This window comes from Sphingobium sp. R-21 (assembly GCF_049913335.1).
GTDB lineage: Bacteria > Pseudomonadota > Alphaproteobacteria > Sphingomonadales > Sphingomonadaceae > Sphingobium.
Genome location: NZ_CP184374.1, coordinates 1,716,987 through 1,735,715, shown reverse-complemented (window position 1 = coordinate 1,735,715; position 18,729 = coordinate 1,716,987). Strand labels below are relative to the sequence as shown.

Below are 18,729 nucleotides of genomic sequence, written 5' to 3'. Positions count from 1 at the left end.
TTAAGAGATATGGCGACAATGTCCATCGGCAAGGCGTGGGAGGAGGCGGTGGCCTTTGTCGCGCGCGAAAGCAGCCTGCTGTTTCCCGTCGCCCTGCTGTTCGTCGCGCTGCCGGGCCTCATCCTGCAGGAGATGACGCCGCCCGAACTCGCCAAATGGAACCTGGCGGAAAGCACCATGCCGCAGGTTCCGGGCAGCTTCTGGCTGGCGATGATGCTGGCGGTGATCATCATCTGGTTCGGATCGCTGACCCTCTTCGCGCTTGCCCTGCGGCCCGGCATCAGCGTGGGAGAGGCGCTGCGGCTGAGCTTTGCGCGCCTCCCGGTGTTGCTGGGCGTGGCGCTGGTGGTCGCCGGCTTCCTCGCGGGCGCGGTGATCGCCGCCACATTGGTGGTAACGATCCTGTCGCTCATCGCCAAGCCTCTCGGCGCGGCGCTGGGGCTGCTGCTGGGCGCGGGCGTGTTGGCCGTGACCATTTTCGCGAGCGTGCGGCTGCTGTTGCTCAATCCCGTGGTGATCGACGGGACCGAAGGAGTCATGGCTTCGCTGCGCCATGGCTGGGCGCTGACCAAAGGGCATTTCTGGCGGCTGTTCGGCTTCATCGTGGCGCTGACGCTGCTGTCGGCCATCGTCGGCGGCGCGGCGCAGGCGGTGTTCGGCCTGGTCGGGACGCTGATCGGCGGTCCGACCGGCGGCCGTCTGATCGGCAGCGTGGCTGCCGCTGCGGTATCGACCGTGGTGCAGGTCTATATGCTGGTGATGCTGGCGCGGCTTTATCGTCAGGCGGTGGGCAACTGACCCAGCACCGGCACATGCGGTGCGGCGTCGAGGGACAAAAGCCCCGCCAGCCGCGGATCGGCGAAGGTCTCAACTTCACGCCGGTAGGGCACGAAACCGGCCTTGCGATAAAATCCCAGCGCCGCCGGACTGTCGAGCGTACAACTGTGCACCCAGAAGCGCGTGACCTTCCTGCGCCAGGCCAGCGCCTTGGCCTGCGCCATCAGCCACCGGCCCAGCCCCTTGCCGGTGAGTTCAGGGATCAGCCCGAAAAAGGCCAGTTCGCAGTCGGGCAGTGAACGAAAGTCCAGTTCCAGCAGCCCCACCTCCACGCCCCGTGGATCAGTGACGGCATAAACCTCGACCGCGGGATCATGGATGATCGTGCTCAGAGCCTCATCGTCCATCACCAGGCGGGAGAACCAGAGCCATGGTTCCCCCACGCGCCGGAACAGCGCGCGATAGGCTTCGGGCGCGGGCGCCTTCCACGGTACCAGCCGCAAAGGGGCGGGCGGGATGGGGGCGGGTTTCGGCCGTTCCCGCATTTCCAGATGGGTGACGATCGTCGCGATCTGGTCGTCGGGAACCGGCGCCAGGCCCATGTTCAGCTCCAGCTTGCCATGGGCGGCAGGCTCATCAGGATCGCGTCGACATTGCCGCCGGTCTTGAGCCCGAACAGCGTGCCGCGGTCGTGCACCAGGTTGAATTCGGCATAGCGGCCGCGCCATTCGAGCATGCGGGCATAATCCTCCTGCGACCAGCTTTCATGCATGCGGCGGCGGACGATGGGGGGAAAGGCCTTCAGAAATGCCTCGCCAATGTCGCGGGTGAAGGCGAAGTTGGCGTCGAAATCGCCCTCCAGATGGTCGTAGAAGATCCCGCCGACGCCGCGATGCACGCCGCGATGGGGGATGAAGAAATAATCGTCCGCCCACGCCTTGAACCGGGGATAATAATCCGCGTCATGCGCGTCGCAGGCGGCCTTCAGCACATCATGGAAAAATGCCGTGTCCTCCTCCCGCGGCAGGGGAGGGTTGAGGTCCGCGCCGCCGCCGAACCAGCTTTTGGATGTCCTCAGATAGCGCGTGTTCATGTGCACGGCCGGGACATGGGGGTTGGCCATGTGCGCCACCAGGCTGATGCCGGTGGCGAAAAAGTGCGGATCTTCGCTCGCTCCATGAATCGTCTTCGCGAATTCGGGCGAGAAGGCGCCCCCTACGGTCGAGACGTTGACGCCCACCTTCTCGAACACCTTGCCCTTCATGACGCCGCGCACGCCGCCGCCGCCTTCTCCCGGCGCCAGGCCCGGTGCCTCGCGATCCCAGGCGACATAATCGAAGCGGGCGTCGGATCCCGCCTCCCGCTCGATCGCCTCGAATTCGGCGCAGATGCGGTTCCTCAGTGATTCGAACCAGTCGCGGGCGGATTGCTGTTGCGGGTCGAGCGCCAAGGTCATTTTTGGTAACTCTGTCATTGCGGGAAACTTCCAGTCTGGCGAAGGGCCTCGGCTACCGCGATGCCCGTGGAAACGGCGATGTTCAAGGACCGAAAGCCCGGCGCCATGGGGATGCGCACGCGCACATCGGCCAGATCGCGCACGCTATCGGGTACGCCCGCGCTCTCCGATCCCATCAGCAGAACGTCGCCGGCGCGAAATTCCACCTCCGGCAAGCGCTGCGAGGCGTGGCTGCTCATCAGCATCAGCCGGCGTCCTTCGGCCCTGCGCCGGGCATCGAAAGCGTCGAAATTGGCATGCCTGGTGATATCGGCGGCCGCGCCATAGTCCATCGCCGCGCGCTTCAGCTTCGCATCGGAAAAGGCGAAACCCATCGGCATGATGATGTCCACCGGCACGGAAAAGCAGGCGGCAAGGCGCAGAATCGCGCCGACATTGCCAGCGATTTCGGGTTGATAAAGGGCGATACGCATGCGCCGCGCCATAGAACAGTGCGGTTAATTCTCCTAGCCTGTCTAAAAGGCTTGGCAAATGGCGCATCCTACGGTTATCAGGCCTGCAAACCGCGCCAGGGGGAAAGGCGTGCCCATCTGCATGGGCGCTGCGGCTCTCCTGATAACATAGCCATAACGGGCAATGCGGCGGGGCCAGGGACGTTCTTGCAAGGGTTGAGGTGCATGGCGATCGTTGAACATTTGGAGAGTGAGGGGGCATCCGTCTCCGATGGAGGCGGCAGCGACGGTGTTCGTCGTCGCGATTTCATCAACATCGCTGCGGTGAGCTTTGCCGGGGTGGGTGCGGTCGCGGTGGTCATACCGCTGGTCGATCAGATGAACCCCAGCGCCGACGTGCTGGCGCTTGCTTCGACGGAGGTGGATCTTTCCGCGATCCAGCCGGGTCAGGCGATCAAGACCACCTTCCGGGCGCAGCCGCTGTTTGTCCGGCATCTGACCGAAAAGGAAATCGCGGAGGCCGACAAGGTTGATCCGTCCACCCTTCGCGATCCGCAGACGCTGGAGCAGCGCACGGTCGACGGCAAGAAGCAGTGGCTGATCACCATGGGTGTCTGCACCCATCTGGGCTGCGTGCCGCTGGGCGCGGGCGAGGGTGAGAATCGCGGCGAATTCGGCGGTTATTTCTGCCCCTGCCACGGCTCGTCCTACGACACGGCGGCCCGCATCCGTAAGGGACCCGCGCCTAAGAACCTGGAAGTGCCGAAGTACAGCTTCACTTCCGACACCGCCATTCTCGTGGGCTGAGGGGGACTGTCATGAGCTTTCCATGGGCTGAACATTATACTCCCAAGCATCCCGCGATGCAGTGGATCGACGAGAAGCTGCCTTTGCCGCGCCTCGTCTACAATGCCGTGGGCGCCGGTTATCCGGTGCCGCGCAATCTCAACTATTTCTGGAACTTCGGCGTATTGGCCGGCCTCGCGCTGATGATCCAGATCGTCACCGGCGTGATCATGGCGATGCATTATGGCGCCAACACGCTGGTCGCCTTCAGCACGGTCGAGCAGACGATGCGCGACGTGAATGCCGGCTGGCTGATGCGCTATGCGCACGCCAACGGCGCCAGCTTCTTCTTCATCGTGGTCTATCTGCACATCTTCCGCGGCCTGTTCTTCGGTTCCTACAAGGCGCCGCGCGAAATGGTGTGGCTGCTTGGCCTTGTCATCTTCCTCCTCATGATGGCGACCGCCTTCATGGGCTATGTGCTTCCCTGGGGGCAGATGAGCTATTGGGGCGCGAAGGTGATCACCGGCCTGTTCGGCGCGATCCCTGTGGTGGGCGAACCGATCCAGACCTGGCTGTTGGGTGGCTTTGCCCCCGGCAATGCCTCGCTCAATCGCTTCTTCTCGCTGCACTTCCTGCTGCCCTTCGTGATCGCCGCCGTGGTGATCCTGCACATCTGGGCGCTGCACATTCCAGGTTCCTCGAACCCGACCGGCGTGGAAGTGAAGGGGCCGCAGGACACCGTGCCTTTCCACCCCTATTATACGGCAAAGGACGGTTTCGGAGCGGGCGTGTTCCTGATCCTCTTCGCGATCCTGCTGTTCTATGCGCCCAATTATCTGGGCCACCCCGATAACTATATCGAGGCGAACCCGCTTTCGACGCCCGCGCATATCGTGCCGGAATGGTATTTCTGGCCCTTCTACGCGATCCTGCGCGCCTTCACCGTGGACTTCTTCTTCGTGCCTGCGAAGCTGCTGGGCGTGCTGGCGATGTTCGCGTCGATCCTGCTGCTCTTCTTCCTGCCCTGGCTCGATACCTCGCCGGTCCGTTCGGGCAGCTATCGTCCGACGTTCAAGAAGTTCTTCTGGATCCTGATCATCGACGTGCTGATCCTGGGCTATTGCGGCGGTGCTCCGGCGGAAGAACCCTATGTGATGATCTCCCAGATTGCCGCGGCTTATTATTTCGCGCACTTCCTGATCATCCTGCCTTTGATCTCCCGCTTCGAAAAGCCGCTTCCGCTGCCTAATTCGATCACGGAGGCTGTTCTGGCGAAATATGGCAAGACCGACGGCGAACCCGCCGCGGTTCCGGCCGAATAAGGGGGTAGACGGAAAATGGTACGCATCGGCGCTTTTCTGGTCGGCCTCTTTTTCGCGGGCTGGCTGGTGATTTCCTTCCTGGTGGGCGCGGTCGCCTATGTCACCGAGCCGCCCGCCAAGACGGTGGAGCATGAGTTCCACCTCAATCCCAAGCATGTCGCCTTCTCGTTCGACGGGCCTTTCGGCAAGTTCGACCAGGCGCAGCTCCAGCGCGGGTTCCAGGTGTTCAAGGAGGTCTGCTCGGCCTGTCACAGCCTGAAATTCGTGGCTTTCCGTGATCTGGCGGGTATCGGTTACAACGAAGCGGAGATCAAGGCGATCGCCAAGCAGTGGGCGATCAAGACCCCTGACGTGGATCCCAAGACGGGCGAGATGTCGACCCGCGATCCCATTCCGGCGGATTATTTCCCCAAGCCCTTCGCGAACAATGTCGCGGCGGCGGCAGCGAACAACAATGCGATCCCGCCGGATCTGTCGCTGATGACCAAGGCCCGCCATCATGGCAGCGCCTATGTCTATTCGCTGCTGACGGGTTTCCAGGCGCAGCCGGCCGAGCTGCTGAAGGAGTTCCCTGACGCCAAGACGCCGGAGGGGCTGCACTACAACCCCTATTTCGCCAACCTGAACCTTGCCATGGCGCCGCCGCTGACAGCCGATGGTCAGGTGACCTATGGCGACGGCACCAAGGCGACTGTCGACCAGATGGCGCAGGACGTTGCGGCCTTCCTGACCTGGACGGCCGAGCCCAAGCTGGAAAACCGCCGCCGCGCGGGGCTGGCGACGATCTTCTTCCTGCTGATCGCGACGGGCCTGGCTTATATGGCCTACCAGAATATCTGGGCGGACAAGAAAAAGGCCGCCTGATCGGGGCCTGAAGCTGAACATCGGAGGGGGCGCGGGAAACCGGGCCCCCTTTTTCCATGAGGGTGAAGATGAGCGCTGACAGCCTGGCGGCCCTGGTCCGCACGATCCCCGATTTTCCCAAGCCGGGGATCCAGTTCCGGGACATCACGACATTGCTGGCGGACGCCGCCGGCCTTGCCGAACTGGTCGGGCGCATGGAGGCGCATGCGGGGCCACTTGATCCGGCCTTTATCGTGGGGATCGAGGCGCGCGGCTTCATCCTGGGGGCGGCGCTGGCCCATGCGCTTGGCGTGGGCTTCGTGCCGGTGCGCAAGAAGGGCAAGCTGCCCGGCAGGACGGTCGGCATCGATTATGTGCTGGAATACGGCACCGACCGGCTGGAACTGCATGAAGGACAGCTTCCGGAAGGAGCCCGCGTGGTGCTGGTGGACGATCTGATCGCAACGGGTGGAACGGCGCTGGCGGCTGCGCAATTGATCAGGGAACAGGGTGCGACCGTGCTGATGGCGTTGTTCGCGATCGATCTGCCCGACCTGGGTGGCATGGCTGCGCTGGAGGCCGATGGCGTCGCGTCGGCGGCGATCATCGCCTTTGGAGGACATTGACCGGCTTCGGGCCGGTCATCATTCCAGATGGGGTGCGGGCTTTTTCGCCTTTTCAAGCGCGCTGGCCAGCATGTCCACCGCCTCGGCCAATCGTTCGTCCAGCAGCGCCAGCAATTGCGTCCATCCGAGCATGTCGGCCAGTTCGCCCGGACCATCGGAAATGCCGCGAAGCCCCATGACCGGCACGCCAAAACGCTGGCAGGCGCGCACCACAGCAAAGCTTTCCATGTCGACCATGTCGGCGTCGATCGCCGCATAATCATCCCCGCCGACGATATTCCCCCCCGTAGACAGCCGGGCGGCGCGAATGTCGAGCGGCATGTGCAGCGCGATTTCGGCCGGGTGGTCGGAAAAGGGCGTCACGCCTTTGGCGAATCCCAGCCGGGAAGCGTCCATGTCTCGCCAGGAGACGCTGGCGACCTGATAGACCTCGCCCAACGTACAGATGCGCGATCCGGCCGATCCCAATGAAACGACAAGGTCGGGCAGAGCGCCTTCCATGTCCAGCCGCTGGAGCGCAAGGCCGGTGTTGAGCGCGGCTTCCACCGGGCCCACTCCCGTCATCAGCGGATCGAAGCGGGCCTTGAGCTGAGGACCATATTCCGCCTCGACCGCCATCACGAACAGGACCCGCTTGTCCGCGATCTTTTCTCCGCCTGGCATGAGCTTCCCCCGATTCGTCGATGTCAGTTCAAGGCAGCCGGGCAAGCAGTGCGCTCATCCCGCTATCGATGGTCAAGGCGGCCGTTCCCTGGATCAACCAGCATTCGCCCTGCCGCCATGGCTCGCCGTCAATCATGCCGGTCCCGGCCAGCGGAATGAACCATGCCATTTCCCCCTCTATCCGTTGCGCGGTTTTCGCTTCACCCTGCACCAGGTCCAGGATGAATGGCGCTCCATCGCCCGACACCAGCCGTTCTTCAGCCGTGATCGGAACAATCCTGTCCGGCAGGTCATAGAGCGCGGTCGCGCTGACAGCTATGGCTTCCTCCAGATGAAGCGCGCGTGGCCGGCCATAGTCGTAAAGGCGGTAGGTCACGTCATTGTTCTGCTGCACTTCCACAAGCGTCACGCCGCCGCCAATGGCATGGACCGTGCCGGCTGGAATATAGTAGAAGCTGCCCGCGCGCACCGGCTTCCAGTCCATCAGTGCTTCGATGCTGCCGTCAAGGGCCGCTGCACGCAACGCCTCGGGCGTCAATTCGCGGGTCAGGCCGATACCCAGTCGCGCGTCGGGTTCGGCATCCAATATGTACCAGCATTCGGACTTGCCGCCCTGCAGTCCGCGGTCCCGCGCCTGCACGTCATCGGGATGGACCTGCACCGACAGCTTCTCGCTGGTGAAGATATATTTGACCAGCAGCGGCAAAGCCGCTCCTTCGCCTGGCGTCGGTGCCGAGAACCAGACTTCTCCGACGCGGCGGCCCTGTGTGGGCGCGATAGCTGAAGGAATATCGGTGCGGCCCCAAGGCTTTTCGACATCATGGGCGAACAGGCGGGTCGTGGTCATGCGGTTCCTTATGGAGAGTCGCTGCCGACAGGCAAGAGCCTTGAACGAGGAAGAGAGGGGGACGGAATGATCGACTCATGGCGCAGGGGGAGCAGCAAGCGGGGCGGTTAGTCCGATCTTGTCGATCTTGGAACGGGGGTTAGGGAAGTTTCGGCGCTGAACGGCTCCAACGGAAAATCCTGGATCTCAGGAAGGATATTGGCGCCCAAGTGGTGCAATCGGCGGCGAATACAACCGCAAGCAGAAGCAGGCTGGCCATGCTGACAAGCAGCCCAACCCATTCCCGCCACATAGTGACCCGTTCTATGCGATAGTGGCCCGGTTGTGCCTGAAAGTGGATGACAGGCCCTTGGTAAGGTACAACTTCATCGCCACGCATGACGCGCCAGATCGGGAAAGCGGCACGGCGCATCGTCACCTCGCCTGACCTGTCAGCCACCACTTCGTCGCTTGCTCTGATGTCGCGCCACTCGGAGAGGTCGGGCTTTCGCTCGAAGTCGGTGATGCGATTTGTGTCGAAACCGGCAGGCAGATATTCAACGGCATCGGGCAGATCGCGTTTGATCAAGGCGTATGGCACTGGTTGGGTGAGATATTCCGCTGCTTCAGCAGTCCAGCGGACATAGGAGAAAGCTGCAAGCGCCAGGCCCAACCCCAACAGAATCGGTTTGGGACGGCAACTCAGAACGGCCGTTATTGCAGCAAATTCGATCAGGCCCAGCAGCCGCCAGGGAAATTGCGCCTGGACGAAGGGCGGAATGTCCCAAAGGAAAGGGATGAGGCCGAGAGCCGCCAAGGTCGTCAAAAGACTGATGACGGTCCAGATGGAACGTGCCGACAGCGCCAACAGCGCAAGGCCGGCGATGAGTAGCGGAATGGGCAGTACCTGGAGGAGGGGACCATTGGCCAGCAGCCCCCAGGAGGATGGCCGATACCAGGCACCCCATAGAAGCTGTGAGGAAATATAGCCCTGCATCGTGAGGGCCGGAACCAGATAGAAGGCCGCAAGACCAACGCCGATCACGACACCCACGGTCAGGGGCCAGAAGGCGCGCCGATCCGCCAGGATCCTGTGGATACCCAGCGGAACAATCAGGAAGAAGCCGGTGAGCATCGCCATGGGCAAATGGGTCAGCACAAGCCCGGCATAGGCGAGCGCCAGCATGATGACGCCCCTGCGATTGGGAAGGCGTGTTATGGCCAGCGCAATGAATGGATACCATATGAAAGCGGTAAATTCCGCCAGAGCGCCCCGAATGTAGAAGTCCATCAGGTGATAGGGCGCGGCCATGTAAAGGATCGCCCCGGCAAGCGGATAGGTGCCACGCGCTGAAAGCCAATAATGCATGGCAATGCCTGACAGGAGAAGCGTCAGGAATGCGGCCATGTTGATCGCGGCAAGCGTGGACAGGCCTCCCGCATCGAAGGCGCCGGCTATCCAGAAGGCGATCGGCGGGTAGAAATAGAAGGCAGGACTTCCCAGTCCTTCGAAACTGCCCGGCAACCAGCGCGGATAGAGATTGCCCTTCGCCATCTCCGTCCCGAACTGGCTTGTCCAGACATAATTGTAGGTGACGGAATGGGAATCGCCTGGACCTAGCAGGAAGGTCGGCAGCAGGAGGAACGCTGCCACAAGCGCGAGGAGGCCAACATTACGCAGGCAGTGTTGGGCGGACATCCGCGCTATCGTCCTCTTTCCATCCATCGTGGCCTGATCAACAAAAATGGTTAAGATTACGCTGACCTTCCTGTGGCTCTCCAGTGCCCCGATGCGGGTAAGGCATTGTTAACCATTCTGGCCGATACCCGCCCGGGGCACCAGCCCACATTAGGGGGCTCAGAAGAATGGCTACACCAGTCTTGTTGTCGATCGTGGTTCCGGTCTTCAATGAACAGGAGAGCATTTCGTTGTTCCTGGATGCCGCGCGTCCCGCGGTTGCCCAAGCGCTTCACCTCATGGGACCGGACGCTCAAGCCGAATTCCTGTTCATCAATGATGGCAGCACGGACCGGACCGGCGACATATTGTCGATCCTTGGCCGTCTGAATCCCGACGTCCGCCATATCACCCTGTCGCGCAATTTCGGCAAGGAAGCGGCATTGGCCGCCGGGATCGACCGGGCGAAGGGAGACGCCATCATCCCGATCGATGTCGATCTCCAGGATCCGCCGGAAGTCATCGTCGCCATGGTTCGTCACTGGCTGGCGGGCGCGAAGGTGGTCAATGCGCGCCGCGCGGACCGGTCCACCGATGACTGGTTCAAGCGCTGGAGCGCGCACGGCTTCTATCGCCTCATCAATCGCCTTTCCGATCATCCTATCCCGGAGAATGTCGGCGATTTCCGCCTGCTGGACCGGCAGGCAGTGGACGTCATCAAGCAACTTGGCGAGCAGGCACGCTTCACCAAAGGCCTCTTCTCCTGGGTCGGCTTTCGCATTGCCACCGTCGACTATGAGCGCGCGCCGCGCGAGGCGGGAAGCAGCAAGTGGCGCGTCAGCAAGCTCTGGTCGCTCGCCGTCGACGGTATCACCGCCTCCACCACCATGCCGCTGCGCATCTGGTCCTATATTGGTGGCAGTATCGCCTTGATGGCCTTTGCCTATGCCGCATTCCTGGTGCTGCACACGCTGCTGACCGGGGTCGATACGCCGGGCTATGCCTCGATCATGGTCGCGGTGCTGATGCTGGGCGGCCTCAACCTGATGAGCCTAGGCATCATCGGGGAATATCTGGGCCGCGTCGCGCAGGAAGTGCGCAATCGGCCGCTTTATGTCGTGGCGGAGGAAAGCGAGCCGGCGCCGCCGTCTGCGGTCCGGCTGCAAACCAGGGAAGAGGACGAATGGACCGATCAGCCTATGCGAGCATGAGCGCGCAGGAGCAGGATCATTGGTGGTTTGTCGCTCGCCGCGCCATCATCGACAGCCTCGTCCGCACCAATATTGCCTTGCCGGCCGATGCTCGCATTCTCGAAGCGGGCTGTGGCACAGGGGGTAATCTTGCTCTGCTGGCCCAATATGGCGCGCTCGATGCGATAGAATATGACGCGGATGCCCGCGCTCTGGCCGCTGCGCGAGGGTTGTGCCGGGTGGAGGCAGGCGCCTTGCCCGACGCGATTGGTTTCGGCGATACCCGATATGATCTGATCGCGCTGCTCGACGTGCTGGAGCATATCGAAGAGGATGAAGCATCGCTGAGCGCTCTGGGCGCACGGCTGGCGCCGAATGGGCGGTTGCTGCTTACCGTCCCGGCCGCCCCCTGGCTCTGGTCGGAGCACGACGTGCTGCATCATCACAAGCGCCGCTATACCCATGATGGCTTGTTGAAAGTTGTGGCCGCCGCAGGATTGCAGGTCGAAGCCTCCGGTCATTTCAACAGCCTGCTTTTCCCGCTGGCGGTGGCGCAGCGCTTCGCTCATCAGTTGCTGCGCCGCGACACCCCTCTTGACGCGCGCCCGTCGCCGCTCGTCAATGCCGCGCTCCAGCGCATTTTCGCGGCGGAACGGCATCTTCTCGGCCGCTTTTCCTTGCCCATGGGGCTGTCACTTTACGCCGTCCTCTCGGCCTGACGGCGCATTGCGCGGATCATAGGGCAGCCTCCAGGGGCCGTCCCAGCAACGGGCCGGTTCGCTCGCCGAGGCGTGGGCAGGATGGGCAGGGCGGATGAGCGCCGGAACCTTCTCCACGGGAGCCAGATAGGAGCCCTTGGGGAAGGCTGCGAAAGTCTGGTCCCATGCCTTGAAGAAGGTGCAGCGCACCTCGGGTGCCGCGGGATAGAGCAATGCGCGCCGTATCTCGGCCAGTCCAGTCAGGCTGCCGATCATCAACACTATCACAAACCAGCGTCACCTCTCGCCCCGTTGCACAACATGATCGCTGACCATCACCGTGACCACAGCCAGGGCCGTGATCGATCCGCGCATCATGAAATCGGTCGACCAGCCGATCTGCACGAAGGGGATGAACATCAGCCAGGCAAAGGCCAGCCAAAGGCTGTCCCGTCCGAACCGCGTCGATCGCCCGGCGATCGCCAGAGGAATCAGATAAGGCAATGTTTCAAAGGATTGGAACAGCAACCACTGGACGAAGGGGATCGGCAGAAAATGGATGCCGACGTCATCCGGTGCTGCGCCCAGATAGATGAGCGACGGCAGGCAAAGGACAGCCGACGCGGCGGGAGCCAGGATATCGTGCAAGCGTAGCGAACGCGCGATCAGCATTCGCACCCCTGCCAGCGCGACAAAGGGCATCGCTCCCATCAGCCCAAGAGGCGACCAGAGCGCCGTCATCGGCAGCAGCGACAGCCATGGCGCAAGGGGGACGCGGCCCTCCCGCCACAACATGTATCCGACCGCGCCCACCCAACCGGCAATCGCGTGCTGTGGGACCCAGAAAAGCAGGGTGATGGTCGAGGAATATTCAATCTCGGCCCAATCCTCCAGATGGCCGGTGAGCGTTCCCTGCATGAGCAGGTCACCAATCGCATCCATGCCAGAGAACAGGACGAATATCGCCAGGCCGATCAGGCGGGATCGCCGGTTTGAAAATAGCTGGCTGCCGAGCGCAAGCAGCAATGCAACGAGCGTTGCATTCTGCGCAAGCAGGGCGATGTCTGCGGCTCTCGGGCCAAGTACCTTGAAGACCAGCGCGGGCGCCAGGAACATGCCGATCGGTGCGCGCAGCAAGTCGGGATCGGCACGCGCCGTATAGACGAACGGCCAAGGGTTCATGCCCATGTCCCGCAACACGGCGAAGCGCACCTGCCAATCCACATTGGCATAGAAGAGCCGCCCTTCACCGCTCAGCACCAAGAGGCCCAGTGCGATCAGGAAGCAGGTCACCAAGGTACCGAGACTTATATCCCGGCCGCCTTTGGCGACTTTTGCGGTGCAAAAGCAGAGCTCGGCAAGGACCAGGGCACCGAGGGCATAGGCCCAGACAGGGAAGCTATCGAGAAACCGCCAAAGCAACAACTGGCTGCCGCCCAGCCAGGTGGCAAGCGCCGCCCAGATCCAGCGCGGTGCGATAAAAATGGAAAGCCGGTTCCGCGAGAGCATGGAAGTGGCCTTCGTGGAAGGCACGACATGTTTCGCAGAGATGGATGTCTCCCCCATGTCCCCGTCCTTGAAGATTGCCCGCCAAGATCGATAGAGGAGCGGCGCGAGATGGCAAGGGCAGTTATGGAAAAATGGGTGCCCGTGGTCCTTGGAAGGTCAGCATGATAATGACCGGTTGGACATGCTGCTTACAGGCCGATCAGGCGATCATGATTGCGCCTGGAATGACGAACCAATCGACATCGACCTGCCACCAATCCCAACGCCAAACATCTATACCGCCTTGGCGGCCTTTCTGCTTTCCCGATCGATATGGCGCTTGATGTCCTGCACGAAACGGGAATGACGCACGCCCCAGAGGAAGATGTCCTGGATCAGGTTGCCCAAAAAGCGGCATGGACGTTTGATCTGGATCAGCAGGATATAGCGATCCTCATCCGTTTCGTTCCACACCTCATGGTTGAACATGTCGTCGAAGATGAAGGAATGCCCCTCTTCCCAGGGCATGACATGCACCGTCTCGCCCTCCTCTATATGCATGCGGCATTTTTCCCGCTCCCGCGGCACCTTGAGGGCAAGGTGATAGGTGAGCATGCCCTTTGTCATGCCCCAGTGGCGCGGTATATGCCCGCCCGCTTCCATCACGGAGAAATTGGCGGTGACAAGTCCTGGCACCTTCTCGATCAGTGCGGCGGTAATGGGTGCAAGGGCGCAATTGCCTTCCATTTGATAGCCATAGCCCTTGAGGAACAGGGTGCGCCATCGCCGATCCGCGGCGATACGGCCATGATCGAAGGAAATATCGCCCAGGGAGGGAATATCAACCGTCCGGATACGGACTGCCTCGTCGCGAATATCCTGCCATTGCCGTTCGAGAGCCGAAACCCATGGGAAATGACTTTTGTCGATCAGCGCCCGATCCGGAACCAGCGAGTTGCGCATGATCACCGCATCGATCCTGGGGCGCAATTCCTTGCCGATCTGGAACAGGGATTTGCCGATGAAGGGCACCTTCCAGCCGCGGGCATTGACTTTGTCGTTCCATTTCAAACCGATATTTCCTTCGGAACAACGGGGTAGGGAGTGAATCCCGCTATGAAGTCGGCTCGTCCCTTCGTCAATATCCGGTTCTACCCTGCTGTCGGCCGAGCCTTCATTTACGACAGGAGAGGATTTCGGGCCGGTGGATGAAATGATCAGCGGAGGGCTCCATATTGGCCGCGATATCGAAATGACCGGTGTTTCGTGGGGCGAGCCGATTCCATCCATCCCCTTGCTACAGGCGAGGTTCCCGGTAAGTGAGCTCTGATGGTTTCTTCTCTTTCCCCTGCTGTGTCGCGATCGGGTGAAGTCATCCTCGATATTTCGCGCCTGATTTCCCGAGTGCACTATTCCACCCCCTCCGGAGTCGACCGGGTGGAAATGGCCTATGCGCGGGGTCTCCTGGACCATTATGGATACCGCCTGGCCTTTGCGGCCGTTCATCCTTGCGGGCTTTACGGGCGGCTCTCGCGCCGGGCGGTTCTGGCCTATCTTGATGAACTGGAAAGTCGCTGGTCCAGTCAGGTAGGCAATCCGCACCGGCGTTCCCTGGCTTCTTCCCTGCCATGGCTTGTCTCCCTGCTGCCGTCGCGGACTGAGCGCAGCAGCATGAGCGCCGTCTATGTTCAGGCCTCGCCACATCATCTGACCCGCACGGAACAGGTGCGTCGGATCCTGGCCCGCGAGAAGGCGCGCTTTCTGTGCCTCGTCCATGACCTCATTCCAATCGAATTTCCCGAATATGCGCGCGTATCCGGCGACAGCCAGCACCGGCAACGTATCGCGACTATCGCCGCGCTGGCCGACGGGGTGATCGTCAATTCCGCTGCGACGGGACGGTCATTGCAGCCGTGGCTGGAAAGCAGCGGCCGAAGGGTGGATGTGCATGTCGCACTGCTGGGAACGGAGACGCTGCCTGCGGCCGAAGCCTTCCAGCTGGGTGGCGGACGGCCCTATTTCGTCTGCCTCGGCACCATCGAACCCCGCAAGAATCATCTGCTTCTGCTCAACCTGTGGCGTCATCTGGCCCAGACCCTCGAACCGCAAAGCGTGCCCCGCCTTATCGTCATCGGACGTCGCGGATGGGAAAATGAGCAGGTCGTCGACATGCTGGAGCGTTGTCCGGCCCTGGAGGGCCATGTCGAGGAACTGAACGGCTGTTCCGATGCCCGCATGGCCAGTCTGCTGCGGGGAGCGCGGGCGTTGCTGATGCCCTCCTTCGCGGAGGGCTATGGAATGCCCGTGGCCGAAGCGCTGTCCGTCGGCACGCCGGTGATATGCAGCGATCTTCCCGCTCTGCGCGAGGCAGGTGGAGATGCGCCCGACTATCTCAGCCCGCTCGACGGGCCGGGCTGGCAGGCCCTCATCCTCGACCATGCTGGTCGAGGGCCGCTCCACACGGCGCAGATGCTTCGCCTGCCACATTGGCATATGCCCAGGTGGAACGAGCATGTCGGGATCGTGGCTGATGCCATTGCGGCCTTGCAGGCGCGCTCCTGAACGGCGCTTGTCTATGGCTTCTCTATGACTGTCTGGAATTCCGGGCCGTACTGCCGAACACGCGATCCCAGAAAATGGCCGAAATCGCAAAATTGCTGTTCTCGTTCACATAATGGTGGCGCATGTGGTGGCGCTTCAGCGCTGAAGCCAGCTTTCCGCGCATCGGCCATTGGTGGCTGGCATAATGAATGGTGTCATAGACGACATAGCCCAGGATGAACCCCAGAAAGAGCCAGGTTCCAGGACCGCCGAGCAGCATCAGGCAAGCACCCCAGACCAGGGCGGCAACCGGCAGGCTCACCGAGAGCGGCATCATGTCGCGCATGGGATCATTGGGGTTATCGTGATGATTGCCGTGAATCAGGAAGACAAACCATCTTGCCGCGGGCCACTCTACCTTCAGATGAAAGAGGTATCGGTGCATCGCATATTCGAAAAGCGTCCAGACGAGGAGGCCCGCCGCAAACAGGCTGAACCCTGTCCAGAATCCGGTTTCCCCCCATCCTATCCAGACGATCAGCGGGAGCAATATGCCCCAGATGAGCGCGAAAATTCGTGGCGAAATCAGCGTAAGCTGTTCCAGATGCTCATTTTTGAACAGTCGGATTCGTCGGGATTGGTGATCGGAAGGGCGCATTACGCGGAACTCGAACAGGAGGCGCCGTTGTCTGTCAAGGAATTATGTCGTTGAAGCAAGGTTAGAGGGGGATCTGTTACATGCGTGCATCGGTATGACCATGGGTTCCCACCCGAAGCGGATTTTCATCACCGGCGCCTCTGGTGGACTGGGCAGCGCATTGGCACGGCATTATGCTGGTCCTGGCATATGCTTGTCTCTCTGGGGGCGAGACCTGGCGCGCCTGTCATCCCTGGCCAAGGCATGCGAGGCGGCCGGAGCATCGGTAGAGATGCGTTCGCTGGACCTTGGCAATGTTGAACATGCCTTGGACGCCATGCTTACCGAAGACGAAGCCGATCCTGTCGACCTGGCCATATTCGCCGCCGGCCTGGGGGATATTCGCGCGGCTGGCGCTGTGGTGGAGGATGCGGGCGTCGTCGCCCGGCTGGGAATGATCAATTTCGTCGCACCTGCCGCAATGGCCGCGGCGCTGGCCGAGCGGATGGCGGGGCGGGGCCACGGGCGCATCGTGATGATCGGATCTGCCGCCGCCTTCCATGCCTTGCCCTTTGCCGCTGCCTATTCGGGGACGAAGGCAGGTCTTGCGCGCTTTGCCGAGGCGCTGCGAATCGGCGTGCGGCGGCATGGGGTCAAGGTGACGCTGGTATCGCCCGGCTTTATCGACACGGCGGCTGCCCGGCGGACTGGAGAGGCCAGGCCGTTGTCGACGCAGCCGGATGTGGTCGCGGCCAGGATCGCGCGCGCGGCAGCCCTGGGGCAAGCGCATGCGATCATACCCTGGCCCTTCAACCTGCTCCGCTGGTTTGACCGCGTGCTGCCGCGACCCTTGCGCGAACGCCTGTTGCTGGCGCTGTCTCCGGCAGGCCATTAGCCGCGCCAGGGTTCACGCTTGCCAGGGGTTCGCCAAGGACAAGATCAAGCATCGCATGGTGCAGTTCGGCCGGAGTGAGGTCTACGCGCCTGTTGTCGCCGCGGACAATGTCACCTGCATCATTGAAGCGGATCATCACATAAGGCGTATGTCGCCCTCCCTCCGGAGAGGTCGCGCCCGGAATGCTGGGGCGATGGTCGCCAAAGAAAACCAGGACAGCCGGGCGTTTCAGCAATGCAAGCTGCTCCCGCAATGTGCTCAGCATGGCGTCGCTGTTGCGCGCCAGGCGAAGATAGCTTTGAACCAGATCGCCGCCCGTGCGCATGTCCGGCGCCCAGGGCCCATGATTTTCAATCGTGACGGCATAGATCAGGCCAGGCCCGGTAGCTTCGCGAGCCAGCCGGACGATCTGCCCGGCAATCGCGGCATCGGTGACATAGCGTCCTGCACCGGCGGCAACGGGGGCGAAATGCTCCTCTCCGATCAGTTCGGCAAAGCCGCCTGCCGGCATGATCTGGTCGCGGCTGTAGAAGCGCATGTCATGCGGATGGACGAAGAGGCTACGCCATCCTGCCTCCTTCAGCCGCGCAGGCAAAGCATAGGACGCTTCGCCCAGCGCGGTGAGAAAGGGATCGTAGCGCCGGAAGCCGAGGGCATCCTCGCTGCGCCCGAAAAGCACGCCATATTCTGTGCGCATCGTATAGGCGCCGAAGCCGCTGACATTGAGCTGGCCCCATTGCAAGGCACTCTCGCGGGCGTTGGCAAGGCCCGGCAGCGATATGTTGAAGCCTTCAAACAGTTCGACCGGATCAGCAAAGGATTCGCACTGGATGACCACCAGCAGTTCCGGGGGTGGATGAGGGGCAGAAGGAGGATGTCTCTCGGCTTCGGCGCAAGGTGGCGGATCGTTGCTGTGGCGCCAGCGTAGCCAGTAAAGCAACAATGTGGGCAGGAGGCCATGACGCCTGACATCGGCATAGGCGTCTGGCGTATCGGCCAGGCCCTGGCGCAGGGCACCGCGCACGGTCGTCGCCAGTATCGCGAGGCTGCCGGCAAGGATCAGCATCCCCGCCAGATGCATCTGCCACGCCGGAACGAACAGCCAGGCCAGCATGGCGAGGAGGAGGATGGCCACGGCCCCTGCCGCCGTGCGTTGCCCGACGCTGATGGCTGAAAGATAAAATTGGGGATGACGGAAGATCGCGCCGATCAGCGCCAGATCGGAAAAGAGCAGGGGTTCGCCGAGCATGGCATGCTTGGCATTGGAGACAAGAACAAGCAGGGCCAGCAATGCAAGCGCCAATCCTGCGGAGAGCGGGAAGTTGCCGCAGCAGGCGAGGAACAGGCCGAACAGCGCCGTCATCATCCATGCCAGCAGCCAAAGGCCGGCCGTGCTGCGCCGGGACAGGTAAAAGCCCGCCTCGGGTCGGGGGTATACCAACCGGTCGAGAACGGCTGCACCGACCAGCAATGCCGCGAATGTCAGTCCATCAGGCATCACTGCTTTGCTGTGCCGTCCAAATCGTCATGCCCCAGGGTTTTCAGGCCCTTTATGTCGGGCATATGATCTCTTAGCGAACAGGATGCCGGCTGTCATCAGGCCACCTCCGCGCTCTTTTCCGGGCACGGATATCGTGGAGGCTTGCCGTCTGACGCACGGCAGACTAACCGCTTGGGCAATAACCACGACATGCCGGAATGGCTCTGGGACCCAGCCAACATGTCCACCTCCGACGTCATCATGGAGCCTGCTTCCTGAATGCCAGAACTATCCTTCAATGCGACCGACGGTGCACACGGGACTACAAGCGCTCCTCCGAAGTCAGGCAAGCGGACCGTCCTGTTGCT

At 62.0% G+C, this 18,729-nt stretch carries 21 protein-coding genes; 10 read left to right on the top strand and 11 right to left on the bottom strand.

Features of this window, described 5'->3' with window-relative positions; genetic code table 11:
* The first annotated feature begins 9 nt into the window (after positions 1 to 9).
* On the top strand, positions 10 to 798 hold the full coding sequence (locus ACN9MX_RS08220) for a hypothetical protein (protein WP_426386642.1): 789 nt from the start codon (positions 10 to 12) through the stop codon (positions 796 to 798).
* Here ACN9MX_RS08220 and ACN9MX_RS08215 read toward each other — a convergent pair.
* The 3 genes from ACN9MX_RS08215 to ACN9MX_RS08205 are packed head-to-tail and all read right to left on the bottom strand — an operon-like array spanning position 780 to position 2,718.
* Positions 780 to 1,379: a GNAT family N-acetyltransferase gene (locus ACN9MX_RS08215; protein WP_426386641.1), complete on the bottom strand. Its 600-nt coding sequence runs from the start codon at positions 1,377 to 1,379 to the stop codon at positions 780 to 782. The genes ACN9MX_RS08220 and ACN9MX_RS08215 overlap by 19 nt on opposite strands.
* 2 nt (positions 1,380 to 1,381) lie before the next feature.
* Positions 1,382 to 2,233 (bottom strand): oxygen-dependent coproporphyrinogen oxidase, encoded by an 852-nt coding sequence (gene hemF / locus ACN9MX_RS08210; RefSeq protein ID WP_426386640.1) that lies wholly within the window; start codon positions 2,231 to 2,233, stop codon positions 1,382 to 1,384.
* A gap of 14 nt (positions 2,234 to 2,247) precedes the next feature.
* Positions 2,248 to 2,718 carry a tRNA (cytidine(34)-2'-O)-methyltransferase gene (locus tag ACN9MX_RS08205; protein ID WP_363739852.1) on the bottom strand — a complete coding sequence of 157 codons (471 nt, stop codon included), beginning with the start codon at positions 2,716 to 2,718 and terminating at the stop codon, positions 2,248 to 2,250.
* 192 nt (positions 2,719 to 2,910) lie between these two features.
* Between ACN9MX_RS08205 and petA the strand changes: the two genes are divergently transcribed.
* From petA to ACN9MX_RS08185, 4 genes are all read left to right on the top strand, one after another.
* Complete coding sequence (gene petA, locus ACN9MX_RS08200) at positions 2,911 to 3,492, top strand: ubiquinol-cytochrome c reductase iron-sulfur subunit (protein WP_133653795.1); 582 nt, start codon at positions 2,911 to 2,913, stop codon at positions 3,490 to 3,492.
* A gap of 11 nt (positions 3,493 to 3,503) precedes the next feature.
* On the top strand, positions 3,504 to 4,796 hold the full coding sequence (locus ACN9MX_RS08195; RefSeq protein WP_133653794.1) for a cytochrome b: 1,293 nt from the start codon (positions 3,504 to 3,506) through the stop codon (positions 4,794 to 4,796).
* 15 nt (positions 4,797 to 4,811) lie between these two features.
* Positions 4,812 to 5,660, top strand: coding sequence for a cytochrome c1 (locus ACN9MX_RS08190; protein WP_363739850.1), 849 nt, complete (start codon positions 4,812 to 4,814; stop codon positions 5,658 to 5,660).
* 68 nt (positions 5,661 to 5,728) lie between these two features.
* Entirely contained in the window at positions 5,729 to 6,265 is a 537-nt protein-coding gene (locus ACN9MX_RS08185) for an adenine phosphoribosyltransferase (protein WP_363831635.1), read from the top strand.
* A gap of 18 nt (positions 6,266 to 6,283) precedes the next feature.
* Here ACN9MX_RS08185 and ACN9MX_RS08180 read toward each other — a convergent pair whose 3' ends face one another.
* The 3 genes from ACN9MX_RS08180 to ACN9MX_RS08170 form a co-directional block, all read right to left on the bottom strand.
* Positions 6,284 to 6,928: a 5'-methylthioadenosine/S-adenosylhomocysteine nucleosidase gene (locus ACN9MX_RS08180; RefSeq protein ID WP_363739845.1), complete on the bottom strand. Its 645-nt coding sequence runs from the start codon at positions 6,926 to 6,928 to the stop codon at positions 6,284 to 6,286.
* Positions 6,929 to 6,956: 28 nt separating this feature from the next.
* The gene (locus tag ACN9MX_RS08175; protein ID WP_426386639.1) at positions 6,957 to 7,775 is read right to left on the bottom strand and encodes a class I mannose-6-phosphate isomerase; all 819 of its coding nucleotides are present in this window, start codon (positions 7,773 to 7,775) and stop codon (positions 6,957 to 6,959) included.
* Positions 7,776 to 7,914: 139 nt separating this feature from the next.
* Positions 7,915 to 9,453: a 6-pyruvoyl-tetrahydropterin synthase-related protein gene (locus tag ACN9MX_RS08170; RefSeq protein WP_426386637.1), complete on the bottom strand. Its 1,539-nt coding sequence runs from the start codon at positions 9,451 to 9,453 to the stop codon at positions 7,915 to 7,917.
* 167 nt (positions 9,454 to 9,620) lie between these two features.
* On the opposite strand from ACN9MX_RS08170, the gene ACN9MX_RS08165 reads away from it, so the two are divergent.
* Together ACN9MX_RS08165 and ACN9MX_RS08160 are read left to right on the top strand one after the other, a co-directional pair.
* A complete protein-coding gene (locus ACN9MX_RS08165; RefSeq protein ID WP_426386635.1) occupies positions 9,621 to 10,643 on the top strand; it encodes a glycosyltransferase family 2 protein in 1,023 nt (340 codons plus the stop codon).
* Entirely contained in the window at positions 10,616 to 11,341 is a 726-nt protein-coding gene (locus ACN9MX_RS08160; protein ID WP_426386634.1) for a class I SAM-dependent methyltransferase, read from the top strand. Before ACN9MX_RS08165 ends, ACN9MX_RS08160 begins: the two co-directional genes overlap by 28 nt.
* Here the strand turns inward: ACN9MX_RS08160 and ACN9MX_RS08155 are convergent.
* The 3 genes from ACN9MX_RS08155 to ACN9MX_RS08145 form a co-directional block, all read right to left on the bottom strand.
* Positions 11,315 to 11,596 carry a hypothetical protein gene (locus ACN9MX_RS08155; protein WP_426386633.1) on the bottom strand — a complete coding sequence of 94 codons (282 nt, stop codon included), beginning with the start codon at positions 11,594 to 11,596 and terminating at the stop codon, positions 11,315 to 11,317. The two genes, ACN9MX_RS08160 and ACN9MX_RS08155, sit on opposite strands and share 27 nt — an antisense overlap.
* Before the next feature lie 21 nt (positions 11,597 to 11,617).
* The gene (locus tag ACN9MX_RS08150; protein ID WP_426386631.1) at positions 11,618 to 12,886 is read right to left on the bottom strand and encodes a hypothetical protein; all 1,269 of its coding nucleotides are present in this window, start codon (positions 12,884 to 12,886) and stop codon (positions 11,618 to 11,620) included.
* Positions 12,887 to 13,102: 216 nt separating this feature from the next.
* Positions 13,103 to 13,879: an aspartyl/asparaginyl beta-hydroxylase domain-containing protein gene (locus ACN9MX_RS08145; RefSeq protein WP_426386630.1), complete on the bottom strand. Its 777-nt coding sequence runs from the start codon at positions 13,877 to 13,879 to the stop codon at positions 13,103 to 13,105.
* 258 nt (positions 13,880 to 14,137) lie between these two features.
* Here ACN9MX_RS08145 and ACN9MX_RS08140 point away from each other — a divergent pair, with 258 nt between their 5' ends.
* Entirely contained in the window at positions 14,138 to 15,370 is a 1,233-nt protein-coding gene (locus ACN9MX_RS08140; RefSeq protein ID WP_426386628.1) for a glycosyltransferase family 4 protein, read from the top strand.
* 22 nt (positions 15,371 to 15,392) lie between these two features.
* Here ACN9MX_RS08140 and ACN9MX_RS08135 read toward each other — a convergent pair whose 3' ends face one another.
* Entirely contained in the window at positions 15,393 to 15,794 is a 402-nt protein-coding gene (locus tag ACN9MX_RS08135) for a sterol desaturase family protein (RefSeq protein WP_363831704.1), read from the bottom strand.
* Here ACN9MX_RS08135 and ACN9MX_RS08130 point away from each other — a divergent pair.
* On the top strand, positions 15,714 to 16,061 hold the full coding sequence (locus ACN9MX_RS08130) for a hypothetical protein (RefSeq protein WP_426387525.1): 348 nt from the start codon (positions 15,714 to 15,716) through the stop codon (positions 16,059 to 16,061). The genes ACN9MX_RS08135 and ACN9MX_RS08130 overlap by 81 nt on opposite strands.
* A gap of 46 nt (positions 16,062 to 16,107) precedes the next feature.
* Entirely contained in the window at positions 16,108 to 16,881 is a 774-nt protein-coding gene (locus ACN9MX_RS08125) for an SDR family NAD(P)-dependent oxidoreductase (protein WP_426386627.1), read from the top strand.
* Here the strand turns inward: ACN9MX_RS08125 and ACN9MX_RS08120 are convergent.
* Positions 16,796 to 18,379, bottom strand: a complete 1,584-nt coding sequence (locus tag ACN9MX_RS08120; RefSeq protein ID WP_426386626.1) for an LTA synthase family protein — start codon at positions 18,377 to 18,379, stop codon at positions 16,796 to 16,798. The genes ACN9MX_RS08125 and ACN9MX_RS08120 overlap by 86 nt on opposite strands.
* Positions 18,380 to 18,729: the final 350 nt, after the last annotated feature.